This window comes from Streptomyces sp. NPDC029956 (genome assembly GCF_055574655.1).
Genome location: NZ_JBVHZJ010000016.1, coordinates 8,451 through 31,712 on the forward strand (window position 1 = coordinate 8,451; position 23,262 = coordinate 31,712).

Annotated in this window: 21 protein-coding genes; 13 read left to right on the top strand and 8 right to left on the bottom strand. The window is 73.1% G+C overall.

Features of this window, described 5'->3' with window-relative positions; translation table 11 throughout:
* Positions 1–218: 218 nt before the first annotated feature.
* Positions 219–905: a bifunctional DNA primase/polymerase gene (locus ACZ4XX_RS15255; protein ID WP_468508404.1), complete on the bottom strand. Its 687-nt coding sequence runs from the start codon at positions 903–905 to the stop codon at positions 219–221.
* 259 nt (positions 906–1,164) lie between these two features.
* Here ACZ4XX_RS15255 and ACZ4XX_RS15260 point away from each other — a divergent pair, with 259 nt between their 5' ends.
* On the top strand, positions 1,165–2,547 hold the full coding sequence (locus ACZ4XX_RS15260) for a transcriptional regulator (RefSeq protein ID WP_468508405.1): 1,383 nt from the start codon (positions 1,165–1,167) through the stop codon (positions 2,545–2,547).
* Between the two features lie 123 nt (positions 2,548–2,670).
* Positions 2,671–4,161, top strand: a complete 1,491-nt coding sequence (locus ACZ4XX_RS15265; RefSeq protein ID WP_468508406.1) for a hypothetical protein — start codon at positions 2,671–2,673, stop codon at positions 4,159–4,161.
* 73 nt (positions 4,162–4,234) lie between these two features.
* On the opposite strand, the gene ACZ4XX_RS15270 is transcribed toward ACZ4XX_RS15265, so the two are convergent.
* On the bottom strand, positions 4,235–5,548 hold the full coding sequence (locus ACZ4XX_RS15270; RefSeq protein ID WP_468508407.1) for an ABC transporter substrate-binding protein: 1,314 nt from the start codon (positions 5,546–5,548) through the stop codon (positions 4,235–4,237).
* Between the two features lie 192 nt (positions 5,549–5,740).
* Here ACZ4XX_RS15270 and ACZ4XX_RS15275 point away from each other — a divergent pair, with 192 nt between their 5' ends.
* Together ACZ4XX_RS15275 and purU are read left to right on the top strand one after the other, a co-directional pair.
* A complete protein-coding gene (locus ACZ4XX_RS15275) occupies positions 5,741–6,187 on the top strand; it encodes an SCO4402 family protein (protein ID WP_148003050.1) in 447 nt (148 codons plus the stop codon).
* Positions 6,188–6,233: 46 nt separating this feature from the next.
* Positions 6,234–7,085 carry a formyltetrahydrofolate deformylase gene (gene purU, locus ACZ4XX_RS15280; RefSeq protein WP_468508408.1) on the top strand — a complete coding sequence of 284 codons (852 nt, stop codon included), beginning with the start codon at positions 6,234–6,236 and terminating at the stop codon, positions 7,083–7,085.
* Positions 7,086–7,186: 101 nt separating this feature from the next.
* On the opposite strand, the gene ACZ4XX_RS15285 is transcribed toward purU, so the two are convergent.
* Entirely contained in the window at positions 7,187–8,473 is a 1,287-nt protein-coding gene (locus ACZ4XX_RS15285; protein WP_468508409.1) for a maleylpyruvate isomerase N-terminal domain-containing protein, read from the bottom strand.
* Positions 8,470–9,051, bottom strand: coding sequence for a sigma-70 family RNA polymerase sigma factor (locus ACZ4XX_RS15290; protein WP_266968060.1), 582 nt, complete (start codon positions 9,049–9,051; stop codon positions 8,470–8,472). Before ACZ4XX_RS15290 ends, ACZ4XX_RS15285 begins: the two co-directional genes overlap by 4 nt.
* Before the next feature lie 179 nt (positions 9,052–9,230).
* Between ACZ4XX_RS15290 and ACZ4XX_RS15295 the strand changes: the two genes are divergently transcribed.
* Complete coding sequence (locus tag ACZ4XX_RS15295) at positions 9,231–9,638, top strand: STAS domain-containing protein (RefSeq protein WP_468508410.1); 408 nt, start codon at positions 9,231–9,233, stop codon at positions 9,636–9,638.
* Here ACZ4XX_RS15295 and ACZ4XX_RS15300 read toward each other — a convergent pair.
* A complete protein-coding gene (locus tag ACZ4XX_RS15300) occupies positions 9,616–11,124 on the bottom strand; it encodes a class I adenylate-forming enzyme family protein (RefSeq protein ID WP_468508411.1) in 1,509 nt (502 codons plus the stop codon). The genes ACZ4XX_RS15295 and ACZ4XX_RS15300 overlap by 23 nt on opposite strands.
* Positions 11,125–11,257: 133 nt before the next feature.
* On the opposite strand from ACZ4XX_RS15300, the gene ACZ4XX_RS15305 reads away from it, so the two are divergent.
* From ACZ4XX_RS15305 to ACZ4XX_RS15320, 4 genes are all read left to right on the top strand, one after another.
* Positions 11,258–12,478 (top strand): amidohydrolase family protein, encoded by a 1,221-nt coding sequence (locus ACZ4XX_RS15305; protein ID WP_468508412.1) that lies wholly within the window; start codon positions 11,258–11,260, stop codon positions 12,476–12,478.
* Entirely contained in the window at positions 12,478–13,614 is a 1,137-nt protein-coding gene (locus ACZ4XX_RS15310; RefSeq protein ID WP_468508413.1) for an acyl-CoA dehydrogenase family protein, read from the top strand. The genes ACZ4XX_RS15305 and ACZ4XX_RS15310 overlap by 1 nt, the downstream gene beginning before the upstream one ends.
* 8 nt (positions 13,615–13,622) lie before the next feature.
* Positions 13,623–14,498 (top strand): acyl-CoA dehydrogenase family protein, encoded by an 876-nt coding sequence (locus ACZ4XX_RS15315; RefSeq protein WP_468508414.1) that lies wholly within the window; start codon positions 13,623–13,625, stop codon positions 14,496–14,498.
* A 412-nt stretch (positions 14,499–14,910) separates the two neighbouring features.
* The gene (locus ACZ4XX_RS15320; RefSeq protein ID WP_468508415.1) at positions 14,911–15,417 is read left to right on the top strand and encodes an ATP-binding protein; all 507 of its coding nucleotides are present in this window, start codon (positions 14,911–14,913) and stop codon (positions 15,415–15,417) included.
* Between the two features lie 70 nt (positions 15,418–15,487).
* On the opposite strand, the gene ACZ4XX_RS15325 is transcribed toward ACZ4XX_RS15320, so the two are convergent.
* Positions 15,488–16,414 (bottom strand): cyclase family protein, encoded by a 927-nt coding sequence (locus ACZ4XX_RS15325; RefSeq protein ID WP_468508416.1) that lies wholly within the window; start codon positions 16,412–16,414, stop codon positions 15,488–15,490.
* A gap of 100 nt (positions 16,415–16,514) precedes the next feature.
* On the opposite strand from ACZ4XX_RS15325, the gene ACZ4XX_RS15330 reads away from it, so the two are divergent.
* The gene (locus ACZ4XX_RS15330) at positions 16,515–17,519 is read left to right on the top strand and encodes an SDR family NAD(P)-dependent oxidoreductase (protein WP_468508417.1); all 1,005 of its coding nucleotides are present in this window, start codon (positions 16,515–16,517) and stop codon (positions 17,517–17,519) included.
* Complete coding sequence (locus tag ACZ4XX_RS15335) at positions 17,516–18,565, top strand: Zn-dependent alcohol dehydrogenase (RefSeq protein ID WP_468508418.1); 1,050 nt, start codon at positions 17,516–17,518, stop codon at positions 18,563–18,565. The genes ACZ4XX_RS15330 and ACZ4XX_RS15335 overlap by 4 nt, the downstream gene beginning before the upstream one ends.
* On the opposite strand, the gene ACZ4XX_RS15340 is transcribed toward ACZ4XX_RS15335, so the two are convergent.
* Positions 18,555–19,514 (bottom strand): NAD-dependent epimerase/dehydratase family protein, encoded by a 960-nt coding sequence (locus tag ACZ4XX_RS15340; protein WP_468508419.1) that lies wholly within the window; start codon positions 19,512–19,514, stop codon positions 18,555–18,557. The genes ACZ4XX_RS15335 and ACZ4XX_RS15340 overlap by 11 nt on opposite strands.
* Positions 19,515–19,748: 234 nt before the next feature.
* On the opposite strand from ACZ4XX_RS15340, the gene ACZ4XX_RS15345 reads away from it, so the two are divergent.
* Positions 19,749–20,969 (top strand): MFS transporter, encoded by a 1,221-nt coding sequence (locus ACZ4XX_RS15345; protein WP_468508420.1) that lies wholly within the window; start codon positions 19,749–19,751, stop codon positions 20,967–20,969.
* On the opposite strand, the gene ACZ4XX_RS15350 is transcribed toward ACZ4XX_RS15345, so the two are convergent.
* The gene (locus tag ACZ4XX_RS15350) at positions 20,921–21,925 is read right to left on the bottom strand and encodes a GlxA family transcriptional regulator (RefSeq protein ID WP_468508421.1); all 1,005 of its coding nucleotides are present in this window, start codon (positions 21,923–21,925) and stop codon (positions 20,921–20,923) included. The genes ACZ4XX_RS15345 and ACZ4XX_RS15350 overlap by 49 nt on opposite strands.
* Before the next feature lie 74 nt (positions 21,926–21,999).
* On the opposite strand from ACZ4XX_RS15350, the gene ACZ4XX_RS15355 reads away from it, so the two are divergent.
* Positions 22,000–23,247 (top strand): MFS transporter, encoded by a 1,248-nt coding sequence (locus tag ACZ4XX_RS15355; RefSeq protein WP_468508422.1) that lies wholly within the window; start codon positions 22,000–22,002, stop codon positions 23,245–23,247.
* Positions 23,248–23,262 lie beyond the last annotated feature (15 nt).

The following is a 23,262-nucleotide window of genomic DNA, read 5'->3' on the forward strand; positions in this document are numbered from 1 at the left end:
AAAAACGAGTTGGGGCCTTCCCACCGCACTCTGTTGACAAACCCCCCCCCACCCCCCCCCACGCCCAACGCTGGCCCCCACCCCTCCCCCCGGCCCGCCCCCCGCCGTGTCGAACGCTCCGTCAAATGCCTGGTCAGGCATGGTCTGTCTGCCCCTCGTCGATCCCCGTATGTCTTACGGGCCCCACCCTAAGGGTGGGGCCCGTGGGGGCCCAGGGGTCATGACGTGCGGCTTCTCGCCTCCGCCGCTTCCCGGCCACACGCGTACGCGAGGGCGCTGATCAGTTCCTCGGCGTCGGGGAGCCAGCGGTTCGCCGGGGTGGGGCGCCGGGCCCACTGGACCGCGCCGCTGCCGCCGATGCGGGTGGGCGGGGCCGCCACGTAGTGGCCCTCGCCGCGGGTGGTGAGGTCGATGGAGGCCGGGACCCAGCCGAGCTTGCGGACGAGGTCGGGCACCTTGGTCGCGGCGCCCGGCAGGACGAAGAAGTACATCCGGCGGTCCGGGGTGCAGGTGACCGGGCCGAGCGTCAGCTCCATCCGCTCCATCCGGGCGAGCGCGAGGAACCCGGCCGACTCGGGCACCTCGATCGCGTCGAACGTCCGGCCCGTCGGCAGCAGGATCGACGCCTTCGGCTGCTTCGACCACATCCGCCGGGCCCCGACCCCGCTGCCGGTCGCCAGGGTCGACCAGTCGGGCCTGACCGCGTGGGCGCCGGGCACGGCGCACGCGTCCGCCCCGCAGGAGCAGCGCTCCCGCCCCTCGACGGCCTCCAGCCAGGTCCCGGGAAACACGTCCCAGTGCCGCTCTTCCGCGTACCGCACGGCACTGTCCAGCAGCTGCTCGCCGCGCTGCTGGGGGATCTGTGCGGCTTCCGTGACTCCGATGGTCTCTTCCACGTGGAACACAACTTCCCCCGCCACCTGGGGTTACGGCCAGGGCGCGGAGCGGTGTGAGGCATCGATCCTGCACGCGGGGCGCATCGGTGCACGAGCGGGGGCGCGCGGGGGGCCGGGGAGCTGGGGTGGGTACGGACAGGTGGGGGCGCCGGTGGCGAAGCCGCGGCCGACGTGTCCGGTTTCGCGTGTTCACATCGGCATTGACCGGATATTCACCGGGCAGTGATCTCCTCTCCGATGATCACCGCACGGCCTCAGGGGGTTACTCATGGCAGCCAGGCCACTCGTTCCGCGTCAGCTCAACGAACGGCTCCAGGCGCTCATCCAGGAGGCCGGCTGCTCCAACGCCGGCCTCGCCCGCAGGGTCAACATGGTCGGCGCGGAGCGCGGCCTCGACCTGCGGTACGACAAGACGTCGGTGGCGCGCTGGCTGCGCGGGCAGCAGCCGCGCGGGCGCGCGCCGGGGATCATCGCCGAGGCGCTCGGCCGCAAACTGGGCCGTACGGTCACGATCGACGAGGTCGGCATGGCCAACGGCCGCAACCTCGCGGCCGGGGTGGGGCTCCAGTTCGCGCCGACCGTACCCGGCGCGATCGAGCAGGTCTGCGAGCTGTGGCGCAGTGACGTGGGCCGCCGCGACTTCCTCTCCGGCTCCGCGGTCGCGGCCTCCGCGCTCGTCGAACCCAGCCGGGACTGGCTGATCACGGGCCCGGACCCGCACGTGGCCCGGATGGCGGGGGCGCGCGTCGGGGTCGCGGACGTGGCGGCCGTACGGGAGATGACGGCGGCGCTCGTCGACCTCGACCGGCGGTTCGGCAGCGGGCACGTGCGCCCGGTGGTCGTCCACTACCTCAACAGCGTGGTGTCGGGGATGCTGTCCGGCTCGTACCGTGAGGCGGTCGGCCGGCAGCTGTTCGCGGCGGTCGCCCGACTGACCGAACTCGCCGGGTACATGGCGGTGGACACGGGAGAACCGGGCCTCGCCCAGCGGTACTACATCCAGGCGCTGCGGCTCGCGCAGGCAGCCGGTGACCGGGGCTACGGAGGCTATGTCCTCGCCGCCTCCATGAGCCACCTCGCCGCACAGCTCGGAAACCCCCGGGAGATCGCCCAGTTGGCGCGGGCCGCGCAGGAGGGGGCGCGCGGGAAGGTGCCGCCGCGCGCGGAGGCGATGTTCCAGGCGGCCGAGGCGCGCGGGCACGCCCTGCTCGGGGACCTCAGCGCCTTCGAGACGGCGGCGGGCCGTGCCGTACGGGCCCTGGAGCAGGCCGATCCGGAGTCGGGCGACGACCCGGCGTGGATCGCGCACTTCGACCAGGCGTACCTGGCGGACGAACTGGCGCACTGCTACCGGGATCTGGGGCAGGCGGACGCGGCGGCGCGGGCGGCGGAGGAGTCGATCGCCGGTCATCCCGCGACGCGTGCGCGGCGCCGGGCGATCGGCCTCGCCCTGCTCGCCTCGGCGCAGGTCCAGCAGCGCGAGGTCGAGCAGGCCTGCCGCACGGGCACGCGCGCGCTCGAACTGCTCGGCACGCTGCGGTCGTCGAGGGGTGCGGAGTACCTGGAGGACCTGCGGGAGCGGCTGGAGCCGTACGCGGGGGAGGCGGTGGTACGGGAGTTCGGGGCGCGCATGGAGCTCCATGCGGCGTAGTCCCTGCTGGGAGCGGGGCCGTTCGAGAAGGTTGTGTAACCGGGCTCACACGTGTGTGCGGAGCCCGGGGCGTACCCGGTAGCGTGAGCCGACGATTCCGTAGGTCCATCAGTAGGAGTCCCGGTGACGCAGAACGGACAGGGTCCGGAGCCGCAGTACCCGGCGGTGCCCCCCGCGCAGAACGCCCAAGGGGGAGCACAGCCGTACGGTGGCGCCTGGGGTCCCGCCGGCGCGGCGCCGGGCGGGCAGCCGCTGCCGCCCGCGCAGCCCCTGCCTCCGGAGGCGGCGCCGGGCGGCGCCGCCGACATGCAGTCCACCCAGTACCTGCCGCCGGTCCCGCCGCCGCAGCCCGGTTACGGCTACCCGGCGCCGGGTGCCCCGGGCGGCGCCGACATGCAGGCGACCCAGCACATAGCCCCGGTCCCGGGCGGGATGCCGCCGGTGTCCCCGGTCCAGGGCGGGATGCCCCCCGTACCGGGGCAGCAGCCGGGCTACGGGTACCCGCAGCAGGTGCCCGGCGGGATGCCGCAGCCCGGTCAGCAGCCCGGGTACGGCTATCCGCCGCCGGCCGGGGACATGCAGGCCACCCAGCACATCGCCCCCGTGCCGCCGCAGCAGGGCGGGGGCGCCCAGACCCAGTTCCTGGGCACCGGGCCGCTCCAGGCGCAGGGCCCCGGGCCCACGGGTGCCTCCGACGCGACCCAGTACATCGCCCCCGTACCGGCGCAGGAGCCCGGTGAGCGGCAGCCGCCCGCCGAGTTCGACAACCTGTTCCGTACGGAGGCCCCGCGGGCGCCGCAGGCCCCGCAGCAGCCGCACACGCAGGCGTACCAGCAGCCCGCCCCGGCCCCGTACCAGCAGCACCAGCCGCCGCAGCACCAGCAGCACCATCAGCCGCCGGCGCCCCCGCAGCAGTACGCGTACGAGGGTGCCTACTACGACGACGGTGCCGACCCCGAGCCCCCGCGCCGCAAGTCCCCGCTCGCGCTGATCGCCGCCGTCGTCGTCGGCTGCGCGGTCGTCGGCCTCGGCGCCGGTGCGCTGCTCAGCGGTGGCGACGAGGACAAGGACCCCAAGAAGGGCACCGAGACCGTCGCGGAGAGCTCCGCCGCCCCGTCCGGCGAGGCGACGACCGAGCCCGCCGAGAAGCCGGCCGACCCGGCGGAGCCGCAGGCGCAGGAGCTGAGCAAGCTCCTCGCGACCAGCAGCGACAGCCGTGACACGGTGATCAGCTCGGTCGAGTCGATCAAGCAGTGCAAGAACCTGGACAAGGCCGCGAGCGACCTGCGGGGCGCTGCGGAACAGCGCCGGAACCTGGTCACCAAGCTCCAGTCGCTCTCGGTCGACAAGATCCCGGACAACCCGGCCCTGACGGCCTCGCTCATCAAGGCCTGGCAGGCCTCGGCGTCCGCGGACGACCACTACGCGGCCTGGGGCGACCAGATGAAGGCCAAGAAGGCCTGCAAGGGCGGCAAGGCGCGCTCGACCAGCCACCTCCTCGCGGCGAACAACAAGAGCGGCGAGGCCACCGCGGCCAAGAAGCAGGCGGCCTCGCTGTGGAACCCGACGGCCTCGAAGTACGGCCTGGAGAAGCGGACGTACACCCAGCTGTAGCCGGGTCCTCCCCACCGGCCGCCGTCCGGCCGTGGGGCACCCGCCGCAGCCGTGGCCGCGGCGGGGGTGGGGCTCAGGGAGCGGTTCGCACGGTCTCGCCGACGTCGACGAAGCCGGGCTTCTGCGCCACCAGCTGCCCCTTGCGGACCACCTGGAACGTCACCTCGTGGTTGACGATCCGGGGGAAGCCCGGGGCGCCGAGCAGGTCCTCGTACTTCCAGCGCAGGGTCGGGGTCAGGCCGCCGGTGTCGATCTGCGCGCCCCGGTCGAGGGCGCGCGCGATCTGCGTGGCGGTGATCTTGTCGGTGTCGAGGGACTCGACGACCTTCTTGAGGACCGTGTAGGCGATCCAGGTGGTCTGGACGCCCGCGTCGGCCGGGTCGACCCGGTTGTCGGCGAAGGCGTGCTCCTGGATGACCTTCCGCATCGGCGCCCAGCTCTTGTCGGAGGCCTCCGGGTACCAGCCGGTGACGAACGCCCCCTCGAAGGGGCTGTGGGCGCCGCCGGTCCGGTCGATCACGGGCTGGCCGACGCTGCCGAGGACGGACGAGATCCGCACGCCGCCCTTCTCGCCGTCGCCGTCACCGGAGCCCTCGCCGTTCCCGCCGTCGCCGTTCCCGCCGTCGCCGTCCTCCTGCGGGAGGCGGCGGAAGGAGTCGAAGAAGGTCTGGGTGCGCTCGCCGAGCACGGCGGTGACGCAGCCGTCCTCGTCGCCGGCCTGCTTGCGGGCCTCGACGGCGGGCTCGGTGTACTCGGCGGCGTCCTCGACGGCGGGGATGTCGACGGCGCTGCGGTGGCTCGCCTTGCGCAGGCCCGAGTTGAGGAGCTCGGGGAACTTGTCGCCGGCGAGGGTGTCGGGCCGGACGAGGGAGACCCTGCGGCAGGACGCGGCCAGCTGCATGCCGTGACCGGCGATGAGCGAGGCCTGGCCGCCGTTGACGGGGTAGGAGAGCGAGCTGGTGAACTCGTCCTCGGTGATCCCGTAGCCGCCGATGTACGGGATCCCCGCGGCCTCCAGGGGGGCCATGAAGGCGCGCCCGTTCTGGCTGTACGAGCCGACGACTGCGACCGCCTTCTCGTGGGCGGCGCGGCGGGCGCAGGCGGCGGCGCCGGTGGTGGTGTTGTGCTCGTTGCAGGTGAGGATGCGCAGCTCGTGCCCGTCGATGCCGCCCTGGGCGTTCACCCAGCGGGCGAAGGTCTGCGCCATGGCGGGCATTCCGGGCATGTTGGTGGCCCGGGTCTGGTCGGGAGCCCACGTCATGACGGTGACGGGCTCCCTGGAGCCCCCCGTGGCTCCAGGGAGCACGCCACAACCGGTGAGCAACGAGGCTCCGGCCGTCGCGGTCGTGACGTACGCGAGGAGTGAGGTCAGTCGCCGTCCGGTCATGGACACGCACATTTCCGCCTCACGGGTAACGCGGGAGTGAGCATGGTTCAACAGGGGGTGACGACAAGGTGAATTACGGGGGTTGCGAGGGGGCGGCTCCGGTTACCGGACAAGGGAACGTACGATCGAAACGTGTCCAGTCCAGTCTCCGGTTCGGTTAACTCTTCCCGTCGCGGCCGTCGCTCCTCCACCATGGGCGGCATGCCGCTCAACGACATGCCGTGGTGGCGCTGGCGCAGCAACGTGCGCTCGGCGCTGCACATGCTCTCCGACCCCGGGTTCCACGAGACCACCTGGCTGGCCGGCCTCGACGGGTACGGCGACGTCACCGACGCCGTCTACCGCCTGGTCGAGGACACCTGGCTCGACAACTGGTCAGCCGAGAAGTACGTCGGCTCGATCTTCCGCGACACCGGCGAGGCCGCCCTCGTCGACGTCGCCGTCCTCCGGGTGCTGCGCATCATGCACCAGGTGGGCCCCGACGCCCCCGTCTCCGCCTACCTCCAGCACCCCGGCTGGCCCGAGGCCGTACGGGCCGCCCGCGAGGCCCACGTACACCTCGCGCGGGCGGACGGGGAGGACCCGGACACGCCGCCGCGCTCCCTCGACGTGCTGCACATCATGACGGGGTCCGTCTGACGGACGGTGGGTCACCGCGCAGCTCCGGATATGGCAGGCTGACCGGATGACCGACCAGTACGTCCTCACCCTCTCGTGCCCCGACAAGCAGGGCATCGTGCACGCCGTGTCGAGCTACCTCTTCATCACCGGGTGCAACATCGAGGACAGTCAGCAGTTCGGAGACCGTGACACCGGGCTCTTCTTCATGAGGGTCCACTTCTCTGCCGAGGCCCCGGTGAACGTCGACAAGCTGCGCGCCAGCTTCGTCGCCGTCGGCGACTCCTTCGAGATGGACTGGCAGATCCACCGACCCGACGAGCGCATGCGGGTCGTCCTCATGGTGTCGAAGTTCGGCCACTGCCTGAACGATCTGCTGTTCCGCTCGCGGCTCGGCGCCCTGCCGGTCGAGATCGTGGCCGTCGTCTCCAACCACACCGACTTCGAGGAGCTCGTCGGCTCGTACGGGCTGCCCTTCCGGCACATCCCCGTCACGAAGGACACCAAGGCGGAGGCCGAGGCCGAGCTCCTGGACCTGGTCCGCGAGGAGAACGTCGAGCTGGTCGTCCTCGCCCGCTACATGCAGGTCCTCTCCGACGACCTCTGCAAGCAGCTCTCCGGGCGGATCATCAACATCCACCACTCCTTCCTCCCGAGCTTCAAGGGCGCCAAGCCCTACCACCAGGCGCACGCGCGCGGCGTGAAGCTGATCGGCGCGACCGCCCACTACGTGACGGCCGACCTCGACGAGGGCCCGATCATCGAGCAGGAGGTCGAACGGGTCGCCCACGACGTGACCCCGGACCAGCTGGTCGCGATCGGCCGCGACGTGGAGTGCCAGGCACTGGCCCGCGCGGTGAAGTGGCACGCGGAGCACCGCATCCTGCTCAACGGCCGCCGCACGGTGGTCTTCGCGTAACACCCGCCTGAGCGTGCGGCCGCGAGGCGCCCGGCAGCCGGGAGCCGGCGGTGCGGGGGCGGACCGGGGCGGGGACGCCCTACGGACCGGGCGGGCGCGGTCTACAGCCGGCTCAACGCCGCCGCCGCCGACAGGACGTCCCTGATCGCCTCGCGGTCGCCGTCCTGGCCCGCCGCCGCTTCCTCCGGGGAGATGTGCCCCGCCACCAGCTGGCAGAACTCCACCCCGTCCATCGCCACCTGCGCCACGACCTGCTCCGGCGAGCCGAGCGCCGCCGGGGAGTCCAGTGCGATGTACCAGTGGCCGCCGCCCGCGCCCTCCACCTCCAGGTGCAGCGAGCGGCCCGGCGTGCCCGCCGCGACCAGATGACGGGCCGGCGAGGCGAGGCCGGTGCGGCGCCGGTTCGCCAGGGCGCCCGGCAGCAGTCGCGCCGCCAGGTCGATCATGCTGTGCAGATGCGCCCCGCTCGGCGCCGCGTACGGGTACGCCACCGCGTTCGCGATGTCGTCCGCGTGCACCCAGCACTCGAACGCCCGCTCAAGGAGCGAGTCCCGGAGCGGCAGGGCGAAGTCCTTGTACGTGACCGTCAGGTCCGCCACGCCCCGCCCCGCGAACGACACCGTCCGGATCAGCGTGTGGCTCTGGTCCCGCCACGGGCCGCGGATCGAGCGGTTCGGCGGCCGGTCCAGGCCCGACCAGAACGCGTCCGTCCGCTCCGAAGGCGACAGCTCCGGGGTCCCCGCCCCCAGCGGGTCCTCCAGGCCGAGCGCCGCCGACACGAGCCCGTCCACCGCGAAGAGGTGCGCCATGACCCCGGCGACCGTCGCCTTCCGGCGTACGATCCGGCCCTCCTCGTACCACTTCAGCCGGACCGGCGCGTGCCACTCCGACTCGCCGATGTCCCGGAGCAGGGCGTCGAGCCGCGCGGTCTCCGCGTCGTACGGCGTGACCCACTCCGGCACCGGGATGCGGGCCGGCCGCCGGCCCAGGCAGTTCTCGAGCACCCGGGACCGCAGCAGCGGATCGAGGTCCAGGTCGCGGTCCTCGTGCAGCAGCGCCACCGCGTCCCGCAGCCGCAGCGCCTCGTCCGCGCACGGCGCGCAGGCCGTCAGGTGGTCCTCGACGGCCTGCGTCTCCCCGGGCGAACACGCCGAAAGGGCCCAGGCCCCGAGAAGGGACTTGAGCACCCCGTGCGTCAGGACGGGTACGTCGGGCTCGGGCTCCACCCCGGGCTTCTCCTCTTCCGCCGCGTCGCTCGGACCGGCCGTGAGGTCCGCGTCGCTCGGGCCGGCCGTCAGGTCCGCGTGGTCGTCCGCCGCGCGGCGCGGCCCAGGTATCCACGGGGCGCGTGCGACGTCGTCCTCGTCGTCGCCGTTCGCCCGGGTCACCGTGCCCGTCCGTAGCCGGGCGGACCGCCGCCCTCGGCGAAGGGCCGGTTGGCCGAGGAGAGCAACTGGAGTCCCAGGCGCAGGCGCCGCCGCGCCTCGTCCTCGGTGACGCCGAGGTCGGCGGCGGTCTGCCGGTAGTCCCGCCGCTGGAAGTACGCCAGTTCGAGCGCGGCCCGGAGCGGCGTCGGCATGGACGTCACGATGTAGTCGGCGCGGGCCGCGACCGACGCCCGCCGCACCTTCTGCTCCAGCTCCTCCGCCGAACCCCGGCCCGTCTCCGCGTACGCCGTCGTCTCCGCCTGCCGCAGCCGGTGGACGGCCTGCCGCTGCGTCAGCTTGGCCACCCACGAGCGCAGGTTCCCCTGCTTGGGGTCGTACGCGTCCGGGTTCTCCCAGATGTAGCCGAAGACCTCGCGGGTGATCTGGTCGGCCGCGTCGTCGTCGTCGAGGACCCGGTGGGCGAGGCTGTGCACCAGGGCCGCGAACCGGTCGTACAGCTCGCCGAGCGCGGCCGCCTCGCCACGCGCCAGCCGCTGCTGCATCCTGCGGTCCCAGCGCGGTGGTGTGTCCATCGCCATCCGACCCTCGCCCCTCCCGGCTCCGGCGGCTCTCCGTGTCTACTCCAAAGTAGTGTGCCGCCCCGACAACGCACGCATGTTTGCCGCAAGTGCGCCCTTGACGGGGGCCCGGATGGTAAGGAAAGCGCCATCCCCGCGCCCGGGGGTTTCGGACCGTGCCCGTGGGGCAGGCGGCGACCGTGACGACGATCGAGGTCGACGAGGACGAGTACGGCTCCTGGACGGTGTTCCGCGTGCGGGGCGAGATGGATCTGGTCACCTCCCCCCGGATACGCCGCCGCGTCCACGACGTCGTGGCGGGCGGCCGCCACGACCTGGTGATCGACCTGTCCGCGGTGCGGTTCTGCGACTCCAGCGGGGTGGGAGTGCTGATCGCGGCCCGCCGGCTGCTCCGCTCCTGCGGCGGCCGGCTGCGCCTGATCCTCCCCGAGGACCGGGACGGCCACGTCGGCAGGGTCCTCACCGCGCTCGGCGTCCGGCGCCTCTTCGAGGTGTACGAGGACGTCCCGGGGGCGCTGACGGGGGCGGCGGAACTCGCCGACGTGTCCCTCCCCAGCCAGCAGGTCACCGACCGAATCGCTCCCTGAGCTTGTACTTCAGCACCTTCCGCAGCGTCTCGTTGCGGGGGAGGGCGTCCACCACCTCCAGCTGCTCCGGCAGCTTGTGGACCGACAGGCCCGCCTCCCGCAGGAAGGCCGTGACCAGCGGGAGGGTCAGCGGGGCGGCTCCCGGGGGCTGTTCGACGACGGCGCAGACGCGCTCGCCGCGCTCGGTGTCCGGGAGGCCTATGACGGCGGCGTCGCCGACGTCCGGGTGCCGGTGGAGGAGGTCCTCGATCTCCTTGGCCGAGATGTTCTCTCCCTTGCGGATGATGATGTCCTTGATGCGGCCGGTCAGGACCAGGTGCCCGCTCGGGGTGAGGTGCCCGACGTCGCCGGTGACGAGGAAGCCGTCCTCGTCGAAGGCGGCGGCCGTCTGCGCCGGGTCCAGATAGCCCCGGCAGACGGCCTCCCCGCGGAGCCGCACCTCCCCGGAGCCGGTGATCCGGATCTCCATGCCCTCCGGCGGGCGGCCCTCGGTCGTGGCGAGGTTCTCGGTGGTGTCGTCGGGCGCGCCCATGGTGATCATGGGGACCTCGGTCATGCCGTACCCGTGGGTGAGCTGGCAGCCCAGCTCCTTCCGTACGGCGTGGTAGATCTCCGGCGGCTTCGGCGCCCCGCCGCCCGCGAGCAGCCGCAGGGTGGGGATGACCGGCTCGCCGGGCTGTTTGCGCTGCTCGGCGAGGAACATCGAGTAGAAGGCGGTGGAGCCGCCGGCGACCGTCACCCCGTGCCGCCGGTACTCGCCGAGGGCGTCGGGCAGCGCGAACTGTTCGAACATGACGGCCGGGAATCCGTACAGCAGCAGCATCACCGTGTAGTCGGGCCCGGCGATGTGCGCGTACGGGAAGGCCATCGAACCGACGTCGGACGCGGTGAGCTGCAGCGCGTGGGCGAGGCAGGAGCCGCCCGCGAGCAGTGAGCGGTCGGTGTGCAGGACGCCCTTGGGGTCGGAGGTCGTGCCCGAGGTCCAGTAGATCCAGCGGACGTCGGTCCCGGAGGAGGGCGGGGGAGGCAGCGTCGCCGGGTCGCCGTCGGGCAGGGAATCGGGGCCGTACGCCTCGAAGATCCCGTGCGCGCCGAGCCGCCGGGCCATCTCCGTATGGTCGAATTCACGCCAGACTCCGGGGACGGCGAAGAACTCGGCTTTGGACTCCCGCAGGGCGAAGCCGACCTCCTTGTCCCGGTAGAAGGGGATCACGGGCGTCTGTACGGCTCCGATGCGGGCGAGCGCGAAGGAGAGCACCGCGGTCTCGATGCGGGTGGGCAGCTGCCAGGCGACGACCGTGCCCGGGCGCACCCCCATGGCGTGGAGTCCCGCGGCGCAGCGTTCGGCGCGCTCGCGCAGCCCGTCGAAGGTGAGGACCCGGTCGCCCTGGAGGAGGACGGGCCGGTCGGGGGTGAGGGCGGCGCGGCGCTCGACGAGCTCCCAGAGCGTGCGGGCCGCGCCCAGGGCGTGTGCGGTCTGATCCATGACCGGACTCCTCTTGGCTGACGTTCCGTCAGATCGTCCGGCGAGCGTAGAGGTCGGGCGCTTGTCGGTCCAGGGGTGCGGGGCTAGCCTGATGCCGTCAGATCTGACGGTCCATCAGAAACATGGAGGGGTCATGACGGAACTGCCCCGCATCATCAGCGTCGACGACCACGTGATCGAGCCCGCCCACCTCTTCGAGACCTGGCTCCCGAAGAAGTACCGCGACCGCGGGCCCCAGCCCCTCACCGCCGGCATCGGGGAGCTCGCCTACGTCGCCGGCAAGTACCAGATCACGATGGACCCGGACGGCCCGCCGACCGACTGGTGGATCTACGAGGACCTCAAGTTCCCGTACAAGCGGAACATCGCCGCCGTCGGCTTCGACCGCGACGACATGACCCTGGAGGGCATCACCCGCGCCGAGATGCGGCGCGGCTGCTGGGACCCCAGGGCCCGCCTCGCCGACATGGACCTCAACCACGTCGAGGCCTCCCTCTGCTTCCCGACCTTCCCCCGGTTCTGCGGCCAGACCTTCGCCGAGGCCCACGACAAGGAGGTCGCCCTCGCCTGCGTGCGCGCCTACAACGACTGGATGGTCGACGAGTGGTGCGGCGACAGCGGCGGCCGGCTCATCCCGCTCTGCATCATCCCGCTCTGGGACATCGACCTCGCCGTCGCCGAGATCCGGCGCAACGCCGCCCGCGGCGTCAAGGCCGTCACCTTCTCCGAGATCCCCACCCACCTCGGCCTGCCCTCGATCCACTCGGGCTACTGGGACCCCTTCTTCGCCGTCTGCCAGGAGACGGGCACGGTGGTCAACATGCACATCGGCTCCAGCAGCCAGATGCCCGCCGCCTCGCCCGACGCCCCGCCCGCCGTCCAGGCCTCCCTCAGCTTCAACAACGCGATGGCCTCGATGATGGACTTCCTCTTCAGCGGGGTCCTCGTGAAGTTCCCCCGGCTCAAGCTCGCCTACAGCGAAGGCCAGATGGGGTGGATCCCGTACGCCCTGGAGCGCGCCGACGACGTGTGGGAGGAGCACCGCGCCTGGGGCGGCGTCCGCGACCTCGTCCCCGAGCCGCCGTCCACCTACTACTACCGGCAGATCTTCTGCTGCTTCTTCCGCGACAAGCACGGCATCGCCTCGCTCGACGTCGTCGGCCGCGACAACGCCACCTTCGAGACCGACTACCCGCACGTCGACTCGACCTTCCCGCACACCAAGGAGGTCGCCCTCGACCACGTCCAGGGCCTCGACGACGAGACGATCTACAAGCTCATGCGGGGCAACGCCATCCGCATGCTCGGCCTCGACCTCGACCGGGGCGTCGACTTCGGGCGGGGCACCGCCTGATGGACCTCTCCTGCACCGGCGAGGAGGAGGAGTTCCGCGCCCGGCTCCGGGAATGGCTCACCGCGACCCTGCCCGGCCTTCCGCCGAGACCCGACCCGCTGGACTGGCCGGCCCGCCGGGCGTACGACTGCGGCTGGCAGCGCCGGCTCCACGACGCCGGATACGCCGACGTGCACTGGGACGCCTCCCCGACGCAGCGGCTGATCTTCCTGGAGGAGACCGAACTCGCCGGGGCGCCCTACGTCGGCGCCAACTTCGTCGGCCTCCTCCACGCCGGCCCCACCATCGCCGCCGAGGGCACGGCCCGACAGCGTGCCCGCTGGCTGCCGCCGGTCCTGCGCGGCGACGAGGTCTGGTGCCAGGGCTTCAGCGAGCCCGGCGCCGGCTCCGACCTCGCCTCGCTCCGGACCCGGGCGGTCCGGGACGGGGACGCGTACGTCGTCACCGGACAGAAGATCTGGACCTCGCACGCGGAGGTCGCCGACTGGTGCGAACTGCTCGTACGGACCGACCCGGACGCGCCCTCGAAGCACCGGGGCATCACCTGGCTCGCGATGCCCATGGACGCCCCCGGCATCACCGTACGACCGCTGCGCACGCTCGCCGGCTCCACCGAGTTCGCCGAGGTCTTCCTCGACGAGGTGCGGGTGCCCGTCGAGAACCGGGTCGGCGAGGAGAACGACGGCTGGCGCGTCACCATGGTCACCCTCTCCTTCGAACGCGGCACCGCGTTCGTCGGAGAGGTCGTCGCCTGCCGCCGCCTGCTCGGCGAACTCGCCCGCACCGCCCGGAAGAACGGCACCTGGGACGACGCCGTCCTGCGCCGCCGCCTCGGCAGGCTCTCCGCCGAGTTCCGGGCCCTGTGGCGGATCGTCCAGGCCAATGTCAGCGAGGCCCAGGCGACCGGCGGAGTGCCTGGCGCGGGCGGCTCCGTCTTCAAACTGCACTACTCGCACGCCCGCCAGGAGCTGTACGAGGCCGCCGCAGCCGTCCTCGGCCCCGACGCGCTCGACCTCGGCCGCGACTGGACCCTCGACCGGCTGTCCTCGCTCTCGTACACGATCGCCGCCGGCACCTCCCAGATCCAGCGCAACATCGTCGCCGAGCGCATCCTCGGCCTCCCGAAGGGCCGGTGACCCCCGCCATGGACTTCCGACTCACCGAGGACCAGCGGGCTCTGCGGCGGGGCGTACGGGACCTCCTCGAAGGCCGCTTCGACCGGGAGGCGCTCCGGGCGGCGGTCGACTCCGGCGGGGAGCTGGACCGCGACCTGTGGCGGGAACTCGGCGCGGCCGGGTTCTTCGCCCTGCGCCTGCCGGAGGAGGAGGGGGGCGTGGGGCTGGGCCTTCCGGAGGCGGTCCTCGTGTTCGAGGAGGTGGGCCGCGTGCTGCTGCCGGGGCCGCTGGTGGCGACGCACGCGGCGGCGGGCTCCGTGCCGGGTGCGGCGGAGGGGGCCGTGGTGGTGACCGAGGTGGCCGAGGGCCTCGTCCCCTGGCTGGACGCGGCGGATGTGGTGGTCGGCGACGCCTCCGGGGCCGTACCGCTGCGATCCGTCGACCCGCTGACCCCCCTGCACCGGGTGCCCGTGCCCCCGCCGGGCGCCGGGCGGGAGGCGGGTCTCGAAGCCGTCCTGCTCACCGCCGCCGAGCAGGTGGGCAGTGCCGGGCGGACCACCGAGGCAGCGGTCTCCTACGCCCGTGAGCGGGAGCAGTTCGGGCAGGTCATCGGGGGTTTCCAGGCCGTCAAGCACCTCTGCGCCGGGATGCTCGTCCGTACCGAGCTCGCCCGGGCCGCCGTCCGGGCCGCCTCCCTCACCGTCGACCCCGTCGAGATCGCGGGCGCCAAGCTCCTCGCCGACGAGGCCGCGACCGCCAACGCCCGCGACTGCCTGCAGGTCCACGGCGGCATGGGCTTCACCTGGGAGGCCGACGTCCACCTGCATCTCAAGCGCGCCTGGGTGCGGGCCGAGCTGCGGCTGCCCGCCGCGCGCGCCGAGGAGGCGGTGGCCGCCGGACTGTGACTCCCGGCATCGCTCTCCGCGCCCGCCGGGTCACGGAATGTTGATATCTGGTTGTGTCCTTCGACGGGGCCGTCACGGCCCGGAGTCGGCCTCCGGCTCCGGTACGCTCCGTGGGATGCGAGTGCTCGTTGGCCCGGATCGTCCCGGTGTCGCCCCTGAGGTGGCTCCGGGCCCGGGAATGCGCGCCGCTCGCGCCCCGAGGAGGCGCCCCGCGCGCTCCTGTTCGACTCCCCGCAGCGTGCGTCGCACAGTATGGACTACGCGTACTCCTTCGCGCTGGAATATGCCCGAAGCGCTTGTTGCGGTGACTGTACGTCAACCATGCTGTCTCGCAAGGGAATCACGTTCCGTAAGGGCGTCGATGGCTGTGAGGCGCGAGGCGATGTGTCCGCCGGTTCGGATGGTGTGAGCGGTGCAGGTGCTTCAGGTTCAGTTGGAGGTCGGGTCGGACCCGGCGGAGGTGGGGCGAGCCCGGAGGTGGGCCCGGTCACGGCTCGCCGGCTCGGGCATAGGCGATGACGAGCCGCTGGCCGAGACGCTGGTGCTGCTCATCTCCGAACTCGTGACCAACGCCGTGGTGCACACCGGCTGTCCGGCCGTCCTGCGGATGCTGTTCGCGGCGGAGGGCGGGGTGCGGGTCGAGGTGGCGGACGCGAGCGACCGCCCGCCGCGGCCCCGGCACGCGGAGGGCGACGACACCAACGGGCGCGGCCTGGAGCTGGTCGACGGCCTCGCGGACCGGTGGGGCTGGCAGCCCGAGGGTGCCGGCAAGAGCATCTGGTGCGAGGTGGACCCGGCTCCGGCCGTGCCTTCGCCGGGTCTGCGGCCCGGCCCGGCGCACGGTTCGGGGCACGCTCCCGGCGTCGGCCCCGCTTCGGGGCCCGGGGCGTCGGTGGCGCCCGGCCGGGTGCACTGCTGACGGTTCGCGGCCGGGTGGCGGGTGACGGCGGCCGAGCCGTGCGCGCCGTCACCCGTCGACGTACCGGTGCTCAGAGGACGGCGACCGGCGCCACCGGTGTGCCCGTACCGCCCACGAAGGGCTCGGGCATAGCGGAGAGCAGGAAGGCGTAGCGCCGCTCTTGTGCACAGGCTGTGGACAGAGCTTCCAGATTCCAGTTCTGCCCCTGGAGCATGCCCATCTCGACCAGGTCGAGGGCGTGCACGGGCAGCCACAGATCCTCGATCTCCGGCGGGAAGATCTCGAAGGTGAGGGTGTCGTCGGCGACCGCCGCGACGTCCCGGGCGTGGAACCACTCCGGCGTACGGATCGAGAGTCCGGGTGACGGGAAAGCGTATCCGTGCCGGTCGCCGGCCAGGTACGACTGCATCTGACCCGTCCGTACGAGCACGATGTCGCCGGACCGTACGGTCACCCCACCGAAGTCGGCGGCCTCGTCCAGGTCCTCGGGCGTGACGGCGTGGTCGCCGGGCAGCCGGTCCAGGCCCTTGGCGGCGGCCACGTCGAGCAGCACCCCGCGGCTCACGAGGTGGCGGGCCGTGTGGATGCCGCTGAACTCGGAGCGGCCGTGCGGGGTGATGGTGGCGGCGGGGCGGCCGTTGTAGATGTGGCCTGAGTGGGAGACATGGGTCAGGGCGTCCCAGTGGGTGCCGGCCTGCAGGCCGAGGGTCACGACGTCGTCGCTGGTGGCGACCGTGCCGGGGCCGAAGAGCTCCTGGTTGATCTGGACCATGACGTGGAGCGGGTTGACCCGCCCCGGGATCATGCCGGTCTGGACGCCGTCCTGCTTCAGGTCGACGGCGAGGGGGACGCGGTGGCCGGTGCGGACGGTGGCGACGGCCTCGCGTACCACCTCGTCGGTGACGAGGTTCAGGGTGCCGATCTCGTCGTCCTGGCCCCAACGGCCCCAGTTGTTGACGCGCTTGGCGATCTCGTGGAATGCGGCGGGCAGAGACATCGGGGCCTCCGGGGTCTTGTTTTCCGGTATCTGACGGACCGTAGAATCCTGACGACGAATGAATCTAACGGACCGTCAGAAACTGCGGGAGGGGCCGGGCGTGGGGAACTTCTTGGCTGGCAAGGTCGTCGCCGTGACGGGCGCGGGACGGGGCATCGGCCGCGCCGTGGCCCTCGCGTGCGCGGCGGAGGGCGCGAAGGTCGTCGTCAACGACTACGGGGTGTCGATCGAGGGCGGTGAACCGACCTCGGAGATCGCGCTGTCGGTGGTGAAGGAGATCGAGGCGGGGGGCGGCACGGCGGTCGCGGTCGCCGACGACATCTCGACGATGGCGGGCGGACAGCGGGTCGTCGACGTCGCCCTCGCCGAGTACGGGCGCCTGGACGGGGTCGTGTGCGTGGCGGGCATCCTGCGCGAGCGGATGCTCTTCAACATGTCCGAGGAGGAGTGGGACCCGGTCGTCGCGACGCATCTCAAGGGCACGTTCACGGTCTTCCGGGCCGCCTCGGCGATCATGCGGCGGCAGGGGACCGGGACGCTGATCGGCTTCACCAGCGGCAACCACCAGGGCTCGGTGGCGCAGGCCAACTACTCCGCCGCGAAGGGCGGGATCATCTCCCTCGTCCGGTCGGCGGCGCTCGGCCTCCACAAGTACGGGGTGACGGCGAACGCGGTGGCGCCGGTGGCACGGACCCGGATGTCGGCGAACGTCCCGATGGAGCTCAAGGAGATCGGGGAGCCGGAGGATGTGGCCGCCCTCGTCGTCTACCTGCTCTCCGAGCGGGCCCGCGAGGAGAGGATCACCGGCCAGGTCTACACGATCGCCGGCCCGAAGATCGCGGTCTGGGCGCAGCCCAGGGAGCTGCGGGCGGGATACGCGGAGGGCGGCGCCTGGACCCCGGAACGGATCGCGGACTTCCTGCCGGGGACGGTCGGGGTGGACCCGATGCCGATGCTGGCGCGCCTGGAGGAGATGGCCCGGGCCGCGGCGGCGGGCGACCGCCCCAATGCGGGTGACCGCCCCGGCGCGGGCGCGGGCCCCGACGCGAATGCCCGTACCGACGCGAGTGCCGGTACCGACGCGAGTGAGAGGAGCGGCTCATGAGGGGCGTGGTCTTCGACGGGAAGCAGGTCCAGGTCGTCGACGACCTGGAGGTGCGGGACCCCGGGCCGGGTGAGGTGCTGGTGGGGATCGCGGCGGCCGGACTGTGCCACAGCGATCTGTCGGTCGTCGACGGAACCATCCCCTTCCCGCCTCCCGTCGTCCTCGGACACGAGGGCGCCGGGGTCGTCGAGGCGGTCGGACCCGGGGTCACGCACGTCGTCCCGGGTGATCACGTGGCCCTGTCGACCCTCGCCAGCTGCGGAGCCTGCGCGGACTGCGACCGCGGGCGGCCCACCATGTGCCGGAAGGCCATCGGGATGCCGGGGCAGCCGTTCTCACAGGGCGGGCGACCGGTCCACCAGTTCGCGTCGAACTCGTCGTTCGCCGAGCGGACCGTCGTGAAGGCGGTCCAGGCGGTGAAGATCCCGCAGGACATCCCGCTGACCTCGGCGGCGCTGATGGGCTGCGGCGTCCTCACCGGGGTCGGGGCCGTACTGAACCGGGCGAAGGTCGGGCGGGGCGAGACGGTCGTCGTCATCGGCACGGGCGGGATCGGACTCAACGTCCTCCAGGGCGCCAGGATCGCCGGCGCGCTGACGATCGTGGCCGTGGACACGAACCCGGCGAAGGAGGCGGTGGCCCGGCAGTTCGGGGCGAGCCACTTCCTGACCTCCACCGACGGGGTGCGGGAGATCCTCCCCACCGGCGCCGACCACGTCTTCGAGTGCGTCGGACACACCGGGCTCGTCCGGACCGCGATCGACCTCCTCGACCGGCACGGGCAGGCGATCCTCCTCGGCATGACCGCGCCGAAGGCGGAGGCGAGCTTCCTGCCCGCCGCGATGTTCCTGGACAAGTCGATCCTGGGCTGCCGGTACGGCTCCTCGCGCCCCCAGCGCGACATCCCGCTCTACGCCGAGCTGTACCGCTCGGGCCTCCTCCTCCTCGACGAACTCGTCACCGCCACCTACCCGGTGGAGGAGTTCGCGAGGGCCGTGGAGGACGCGGAGGCGGGCAAGGTGGCCCGGGGGGTCCTCACTTTCTGAGGGCGCGGTACGCCGCCACGGTCCGGTCGAGGGCTTCCTCGACCGGGGTGGCGACGGCGCCGAGCCGCTTCTCGACGAGCGCGGAGTCGACGACGAACGGCTCCGCGAACTCGTAGCGCATCTCGATCAGTTCGCGCACGGTCGGGTTGAACGCGCCCAGCACGTACAGCGCCGCCGTCGGCATCCGGCGCACGCGGGCGGAGCCGGGGCGGCCGGTGGCGCGGTGGGCCAGGTCGACGAGTTCGCGGGTCGTGCGGGTCCGAGGGTCGTTGGGGAGGTGCCAGACGCGCCCCGGGGCGTCGGGGTGCCGGCCGAGGAGGGCGAGCGCCTCCCCGATGTCGGGGACGTAGGTGTACGTGTGCGGCTGGTCCGGATCGCCCAGGACGGTGGCGGTGCGCCCGGCGAGGAGAGCCGGGACGACCAGGTCGCCGAGGTTGGACTGGGCGCCGCCGCGCGGCCCGAAGTAGTCGGAGGCGCGCCCGATCGCCACCTCCACGCGCCCGGCCCTGTGGGCGGCGAGCAGGTCCTGGGCCATCCGGCCCCGGAGCCTGCCCTTGCGGGTGGTCGCGGCCTCGGGTGTCTCCTCGGTGAACGGGCGGCCCCCGGGCGGCCCGTAGCTGTAGACGTTGTCCATCGACACCATCCGGGCGCCGCTCGCCTCGGCCGCGGCGAGGACGCCGGCCTGGAGGGCGGGGAACTCCTGCCGCCATCGGTGGTACGGCGGGTTGAGGGCCTGGTAGACGACGGCCGCGCCGGCCGCGACGGCCGTGGTGAACGCGGGATCGGCCGCGTCACCGGCCGCCACCTCGACACCGTCGGGGACGTCCGCCCGGCCGGACCGGTTGACGATGCGTACGGACTCCCCCTGCCGGACCAGCGCCTCGGCGACGGCCGTGCCGACGGCGCCGGAGCCGAAGACCACGTGGCGGGGGTTGGTGGTGTGCTTCATGTGTCGACCTCGCGTCGGGAGCCCGGTCCGGTGGTCCGGCCGGGGGTGGTGGCGGGCAGAGTCCGTGGAGCAGGACGCCGGAGAGGGCGGAGAAGATGCGCGCCCCGGAGAACACGGGGGAGAACGGGCGGGGAGACCGAGGTGAGGAGGCCGGGGCAAGGAGACCGAGGTGGGGAGATCGATGCGGGGAAAACGGGGTGGGCCGCACGGGCGTACGTCGTTACGGTCCTGAGCATGTCCTATCGCGAGCTCGCCACCCGTCCCGTTCTCGCCTGGTCCGCCGTCACCGTCGCCGGTCGGCTCCCCGTCGCCATGGCCCCCCTCGCCCTCGTGTTCCTCGTCCGGGAGCGCCCCGGCGGGTACTCGCTCGGAGCCGTGCTCGCCGCCGCGTACGTCATCGGGGAGATCGTCGCCGCGCCCGTCCTCGGCCTGCGGATGAACGCCGAGCGCGCCCGGCCGCAGCTCGCCACCGGACTCGCCGTCGGAGCCGCCGGGTTCGCCGGTCTCGGGCTCGTGCCGGGGGCGCACCCCGTCGTGCTCGCCGCCCTCGCCCTGCTCGCCGGCGCCGGGCCCGCCGCCGTGCCCGGCGGGCTGCGCGCGCTCCTCACCAGCCTCGTCCCCGAACGGGCCGTGACCCAGGCGATGAGCATGGAGTCGGTGCTGACCTTCGGCATCTGGGCCGCCGCGCCCGCCCTCGCCACCGGCCTCGCGCTCGGCGTCGACCCCGCCGTACCCCTGCTGCTCATGGGGGTGCTGATGGCCGTCTCCGTCCCCGGCCTGTGGACGCTGCCGCCGGGCTGGCAGCAGGTCGCGAAGGAGGACGGCACGTCGCTGCGGCGGTCGCTGCTGCGGGCCTGGCCGGTGTACGTGCTGGGGGCGGCGAGCCTGACGCTGCTCGCGCTCGCCGAACTCGTCCTGCCCGCCCTCCTCGAACAGCGCGGGATCGGCATCGGCTGGGCGGGACCCCTGCTCGCCGGGTTCTCGATCGGCTCGGCGGTCGGCGCGTTCGTGTACGGCCTGCGGGGGCACTGGCCCGGCCCGCTCGCCGTCCAGTCCCTCGTCCTGGTCCTCGCGGTGGCCGCGGGCGTGGCCCTGGTCGCCGTCCTGCCGTGGACGGCGGCGATCGCCGTGGCCCTGGTGGCCGCCGGGCTCCTCCAGGCCCCGGCCATGCTCACCCGGAACCTGGCGCTCCGGCAGCTTCTGCCGCCGTCCGCGCTCGCCGCCGGATACTCGGTGATGTACGCGGCCGTCGGCGCCGGTTACGCGGCGAGCGGCACCCTGGCGGGCGGCCTGCTCAAGGTCGTCGCGCCGTCGACGGCCATCCTCTGCGGGGTCGGTCTGACCGTGCTGCTCACGGCGGCCGGCGCGGTGGGGGAGCGGCGGCTCCTCCGGGAGAGGCCCCGGCCTCAGGCAGAGGCCTCCGAGGAGGCGGCCGTGCGGAAGGTCCGCCGGTAGGACGTCGGTGTCACCCCGATCGCGCTCATCAGGTGCACCCGCAGCGATTGCGCCGTGCCGAACCCCGCGTCCTGCGCGACCCGGTCGACGGGCAGGCCGGTGGACTCCAGGAGATGCCGGGCGCGCTCGACCCGCTGCTGGGTGAGCCACTGGCCGGGGCTGATGCCCACCTCGTCACGGAAGCGGCGGGTGAACGTCCGTACGCTCATCGCCTCCCTCTCGGCCAGGTCCCGCAGCTGGATCGGCTCATGGAGGTGGGCGAGGGCCCACGCCCGTGCGGTGGTCGTGGTGTGGGTCCGGGCCTCCGGCAGGGGCCGCTCGATGTACTGGGCCTGACCGCCGTCCCGGTGCGGCGGTACGACGGTCCTGCGGGCGACGTCGTTGGCGACGGCCGTGCCGTGGTCCCGGCGCACGATGTGCAGGCACAGGTCTATCCCGGCTGCCACGCCCGCCGAGGTGAGGACGTCGCCGTCGTCGACGAACAGCACGTCGGCGTCGACCCGTACGCGCGGGAAGAGCCGCTGGAAGTGCTCGGCCGAGGACCAGTGGGTGGTGGCCGGGCGCCCGTCCAGGAACCCGGCGGCGGCGAGCACGTACCCGCCCGTGCAGATGGAGACGAGCCGGGTGCCGGGCCGGATGTGGGCGAGCGCGGCGGCCAGTTCGCCGGGAAGCCGGCCCTCGTCGTAGACCGGACCGAGCTCGTACGAGGCCGGTACGACGACGGTGTCGGCGGTGGCGAGGACCTCCGGGCCGTGCTCGACGTGGATCGAGAAGTCCGCGTCCGTCGGCACCGGGCCCGCCACCGTCGCGCAGGTCACGATCTCGTACAGCGGACGGCCCCCGCTGTCCTTCGCACGGCCGAAGATGCGGTGCGGGATGCCCAGCTCGAAGGGGAGGAGTCCGGGCAGTGCGAGCACGGCGACGCGGTGCGGGGGCGGTTCGGGCGACGGCGGCACGGGCGGTGCTCCCTCCGGGGGTCGGTCGAAATTCAGTGGTGGTGTAGACCACGTGGTGATAGGTCTACCTCTCCGTGACGGACAACACGTACAAGTCTGAGGCCGCCGAGCGGATTCCCGCCCCGGCCGAGCCGCCCGCGCTGTGGAACCGTAACTTCCGGCTCTTCTTCGTCGCCCGGGGCGTCGCCGTCTTCGGCGAGGGCATGGTCCCGGTCGCCTTCGCCGCCGGACTCCTCGGCGCCGGCCACTCCGGCGCCACCGTCGGCTACGCGCTCGGCGGCTGGACCGCCGCCTTCGCGCTCTTCGTCCTCTTCGGCGGCGTCCTCGCCGACCGCTTCACCGCCCGCCGCATGATGATCCTCGCGGATCTGTTGCGACTGCCCGGAGCGGCCGTCCTCGCCGTCGCCTTCACGCTCGGCGGCCCGCCCCTCTGGGCGGTCTACACCCTCTCCGTCCTCAGCGGAGTCGGCGCCGCCCTCTTCCAGCCGGGCGTCGCCTCGACCATCCCGCGCATCGCGCCCGACGTACAGCGCGCCAACGCCGTCCTCCGGGTCGTCGAAGCCCTCATGATCATGGCGGGCCCGGCGGCGGCGGGCGTGCTCGTCGCCGTGTGGAACGCGGGCGCCGCCTTCGCCGTCAACGGCGCGACGTTCGCGGTCAGCGCCCTCTGCCTCGCCCTGATGCGGATCGCCCCGATCCCCTCCGACTCCCTGCGGCGCGACTCCCTCGGCGCCGAACTCGTCGGCGGCTGGCGGGAGTTCAGAGCACGGAACTGGCTCTGGGGGGTCATCGCCATCTGGACCGTGTACGGACTCACCGTGGCCGGCCCCATGGTGCCGCTCACCGCGAGCCTGGTCACCGAGGACCACGGCTCGGCCACGTACGGCGTGCTCATGGCCGTCAACGGCGCGGGCAGCGCCGTCGGCGGGCTGCTCGCCCTCAGGCTGCGCCCGCGCACTCCCCTCGCGGCGGGCGCGGTCGCACTCCTCGGCCTCCCCGTGAACCTCGTGCTGCTCGGCCTGGGCGCGCCCGTGGCGCTGCTCGGCGCGGGCCAGTTCATCGGCGGCGCGGCCTTCGCCTTCTGGCTGGTGATGTGGTCGACGGCCGTGCAGACGCACGTACCGCAGGAGGCCCTGAACCGGATGCACGCGTACGACGTGGCCGGCTCGCTCCTGATGATGGGCGTCGGCCGCACCCTGTCGGGCCCGGTGGCGGCGGTGGTCGGCGCGGAGGAGGTGCTGCTGGTGGGGGCGGGGATCGCGGTGCTCGTGGTGGGCGCGCTGCTGGCGGTACGCCCGATCAGGACGCTGCCGAGGGTGTGAGCGGCGGTGTGGGCC

Bases quoted from the DNA above. Each gene is read 5' to 3' on its own strand.
- ACZ4XX_RS15340 (WP_468508419.1), bottom strand. From the start codon at position 19,514: ATGAAGCACACCACCAACCCCCGCCACGTGGTCTTCGGCTCCGGCGCC.
- ACZ4XX_RS15270 (WP_468508407.1), bottom strand. From the start codon at position 5,548: ATGACCGGACGGCGACTGACCTCACTCCTCGCGTACGTCACGACCGCG.
- ACZ4XX_RS15335 (WP_468508418.1), top strand. From the start codon at position 17,516: ATGAGGGGCGTGGTCTTCGACGGGAAGCAGGTCCAGGTCGTCGACGAC.
- ACZ4XX_RS15260 (WP_468508405.1), top strand. From the start codon at position 1,165: ATGGCAGCCAGGCCACTCGTTCCGCGTCAGCTCAACGAACGGCTCCAG.
- purU (WP_468508408.1), top strand. From the start codon at position 6,234: ATGACCGACCAGTACGTCCTCACCCTCTCGTGCCCCGACAAGCAGGGC.
- ACZ4XX_RS15325 (WP_468508416.1), bottom strand. From the start codon at position 16,414: ATGTCTCTGCCCGCCGCATTCCACGAGATCGCCAAGCGCGTCAACAAC.
- ACZ4XX_RS15300 (WP_468508411.1), bottom strand. From the start codon at position 11,124: ATGGATCAGACCGCACACGCCCTGGGCGCGGCCCGCACGCTCTGGGAG.
- ACZ4XX_RS15275 (WP_148003050.1), top strand. From the start codon at position 5,741: ATGGGCGGCATGCCGCTCAACGACATGCCGTGGTGGCGCTGGCGCAGC.
- ACZ4XX_RS15290 (WP_266968060.1), bottom strand. From the start codon at position 9,051: ATGGCGATGGACACACCACCGCGCTGGGACCGCAGGATGCAGCAGCGG.
- ACZ4XX_RS15310 (WP_468508413.1), top strand. From the start codon at position 12,478: ATGGACCTCTCCTGCACCGGCGAGGAGGAGGAGTTCCGCGCCCGGCTC.
- ACZ4XX_RS15305 (WP_468508412.1), top strand. From the start codon at position 11,258: ATGACGGAACTGCCCCGCATCATCAGCGTCGACGACCACGTGATCGAG.
- ACZ4XX_RS15315 (WP_468508414.1), top strand. From the start codon at position 13,623: ATGGACTTCCGACTCACCGAGGACCAGCGGGCTCTGCGGCGGGGCGTA.
- ACZ4XX_RS15345 (WP_468508420.1), top strand. From the start codon at position 19,749: ATGTCCTATCGCGAGCTCGCCACCCGTCCCGTTCTCGCCTGGTCCGCC.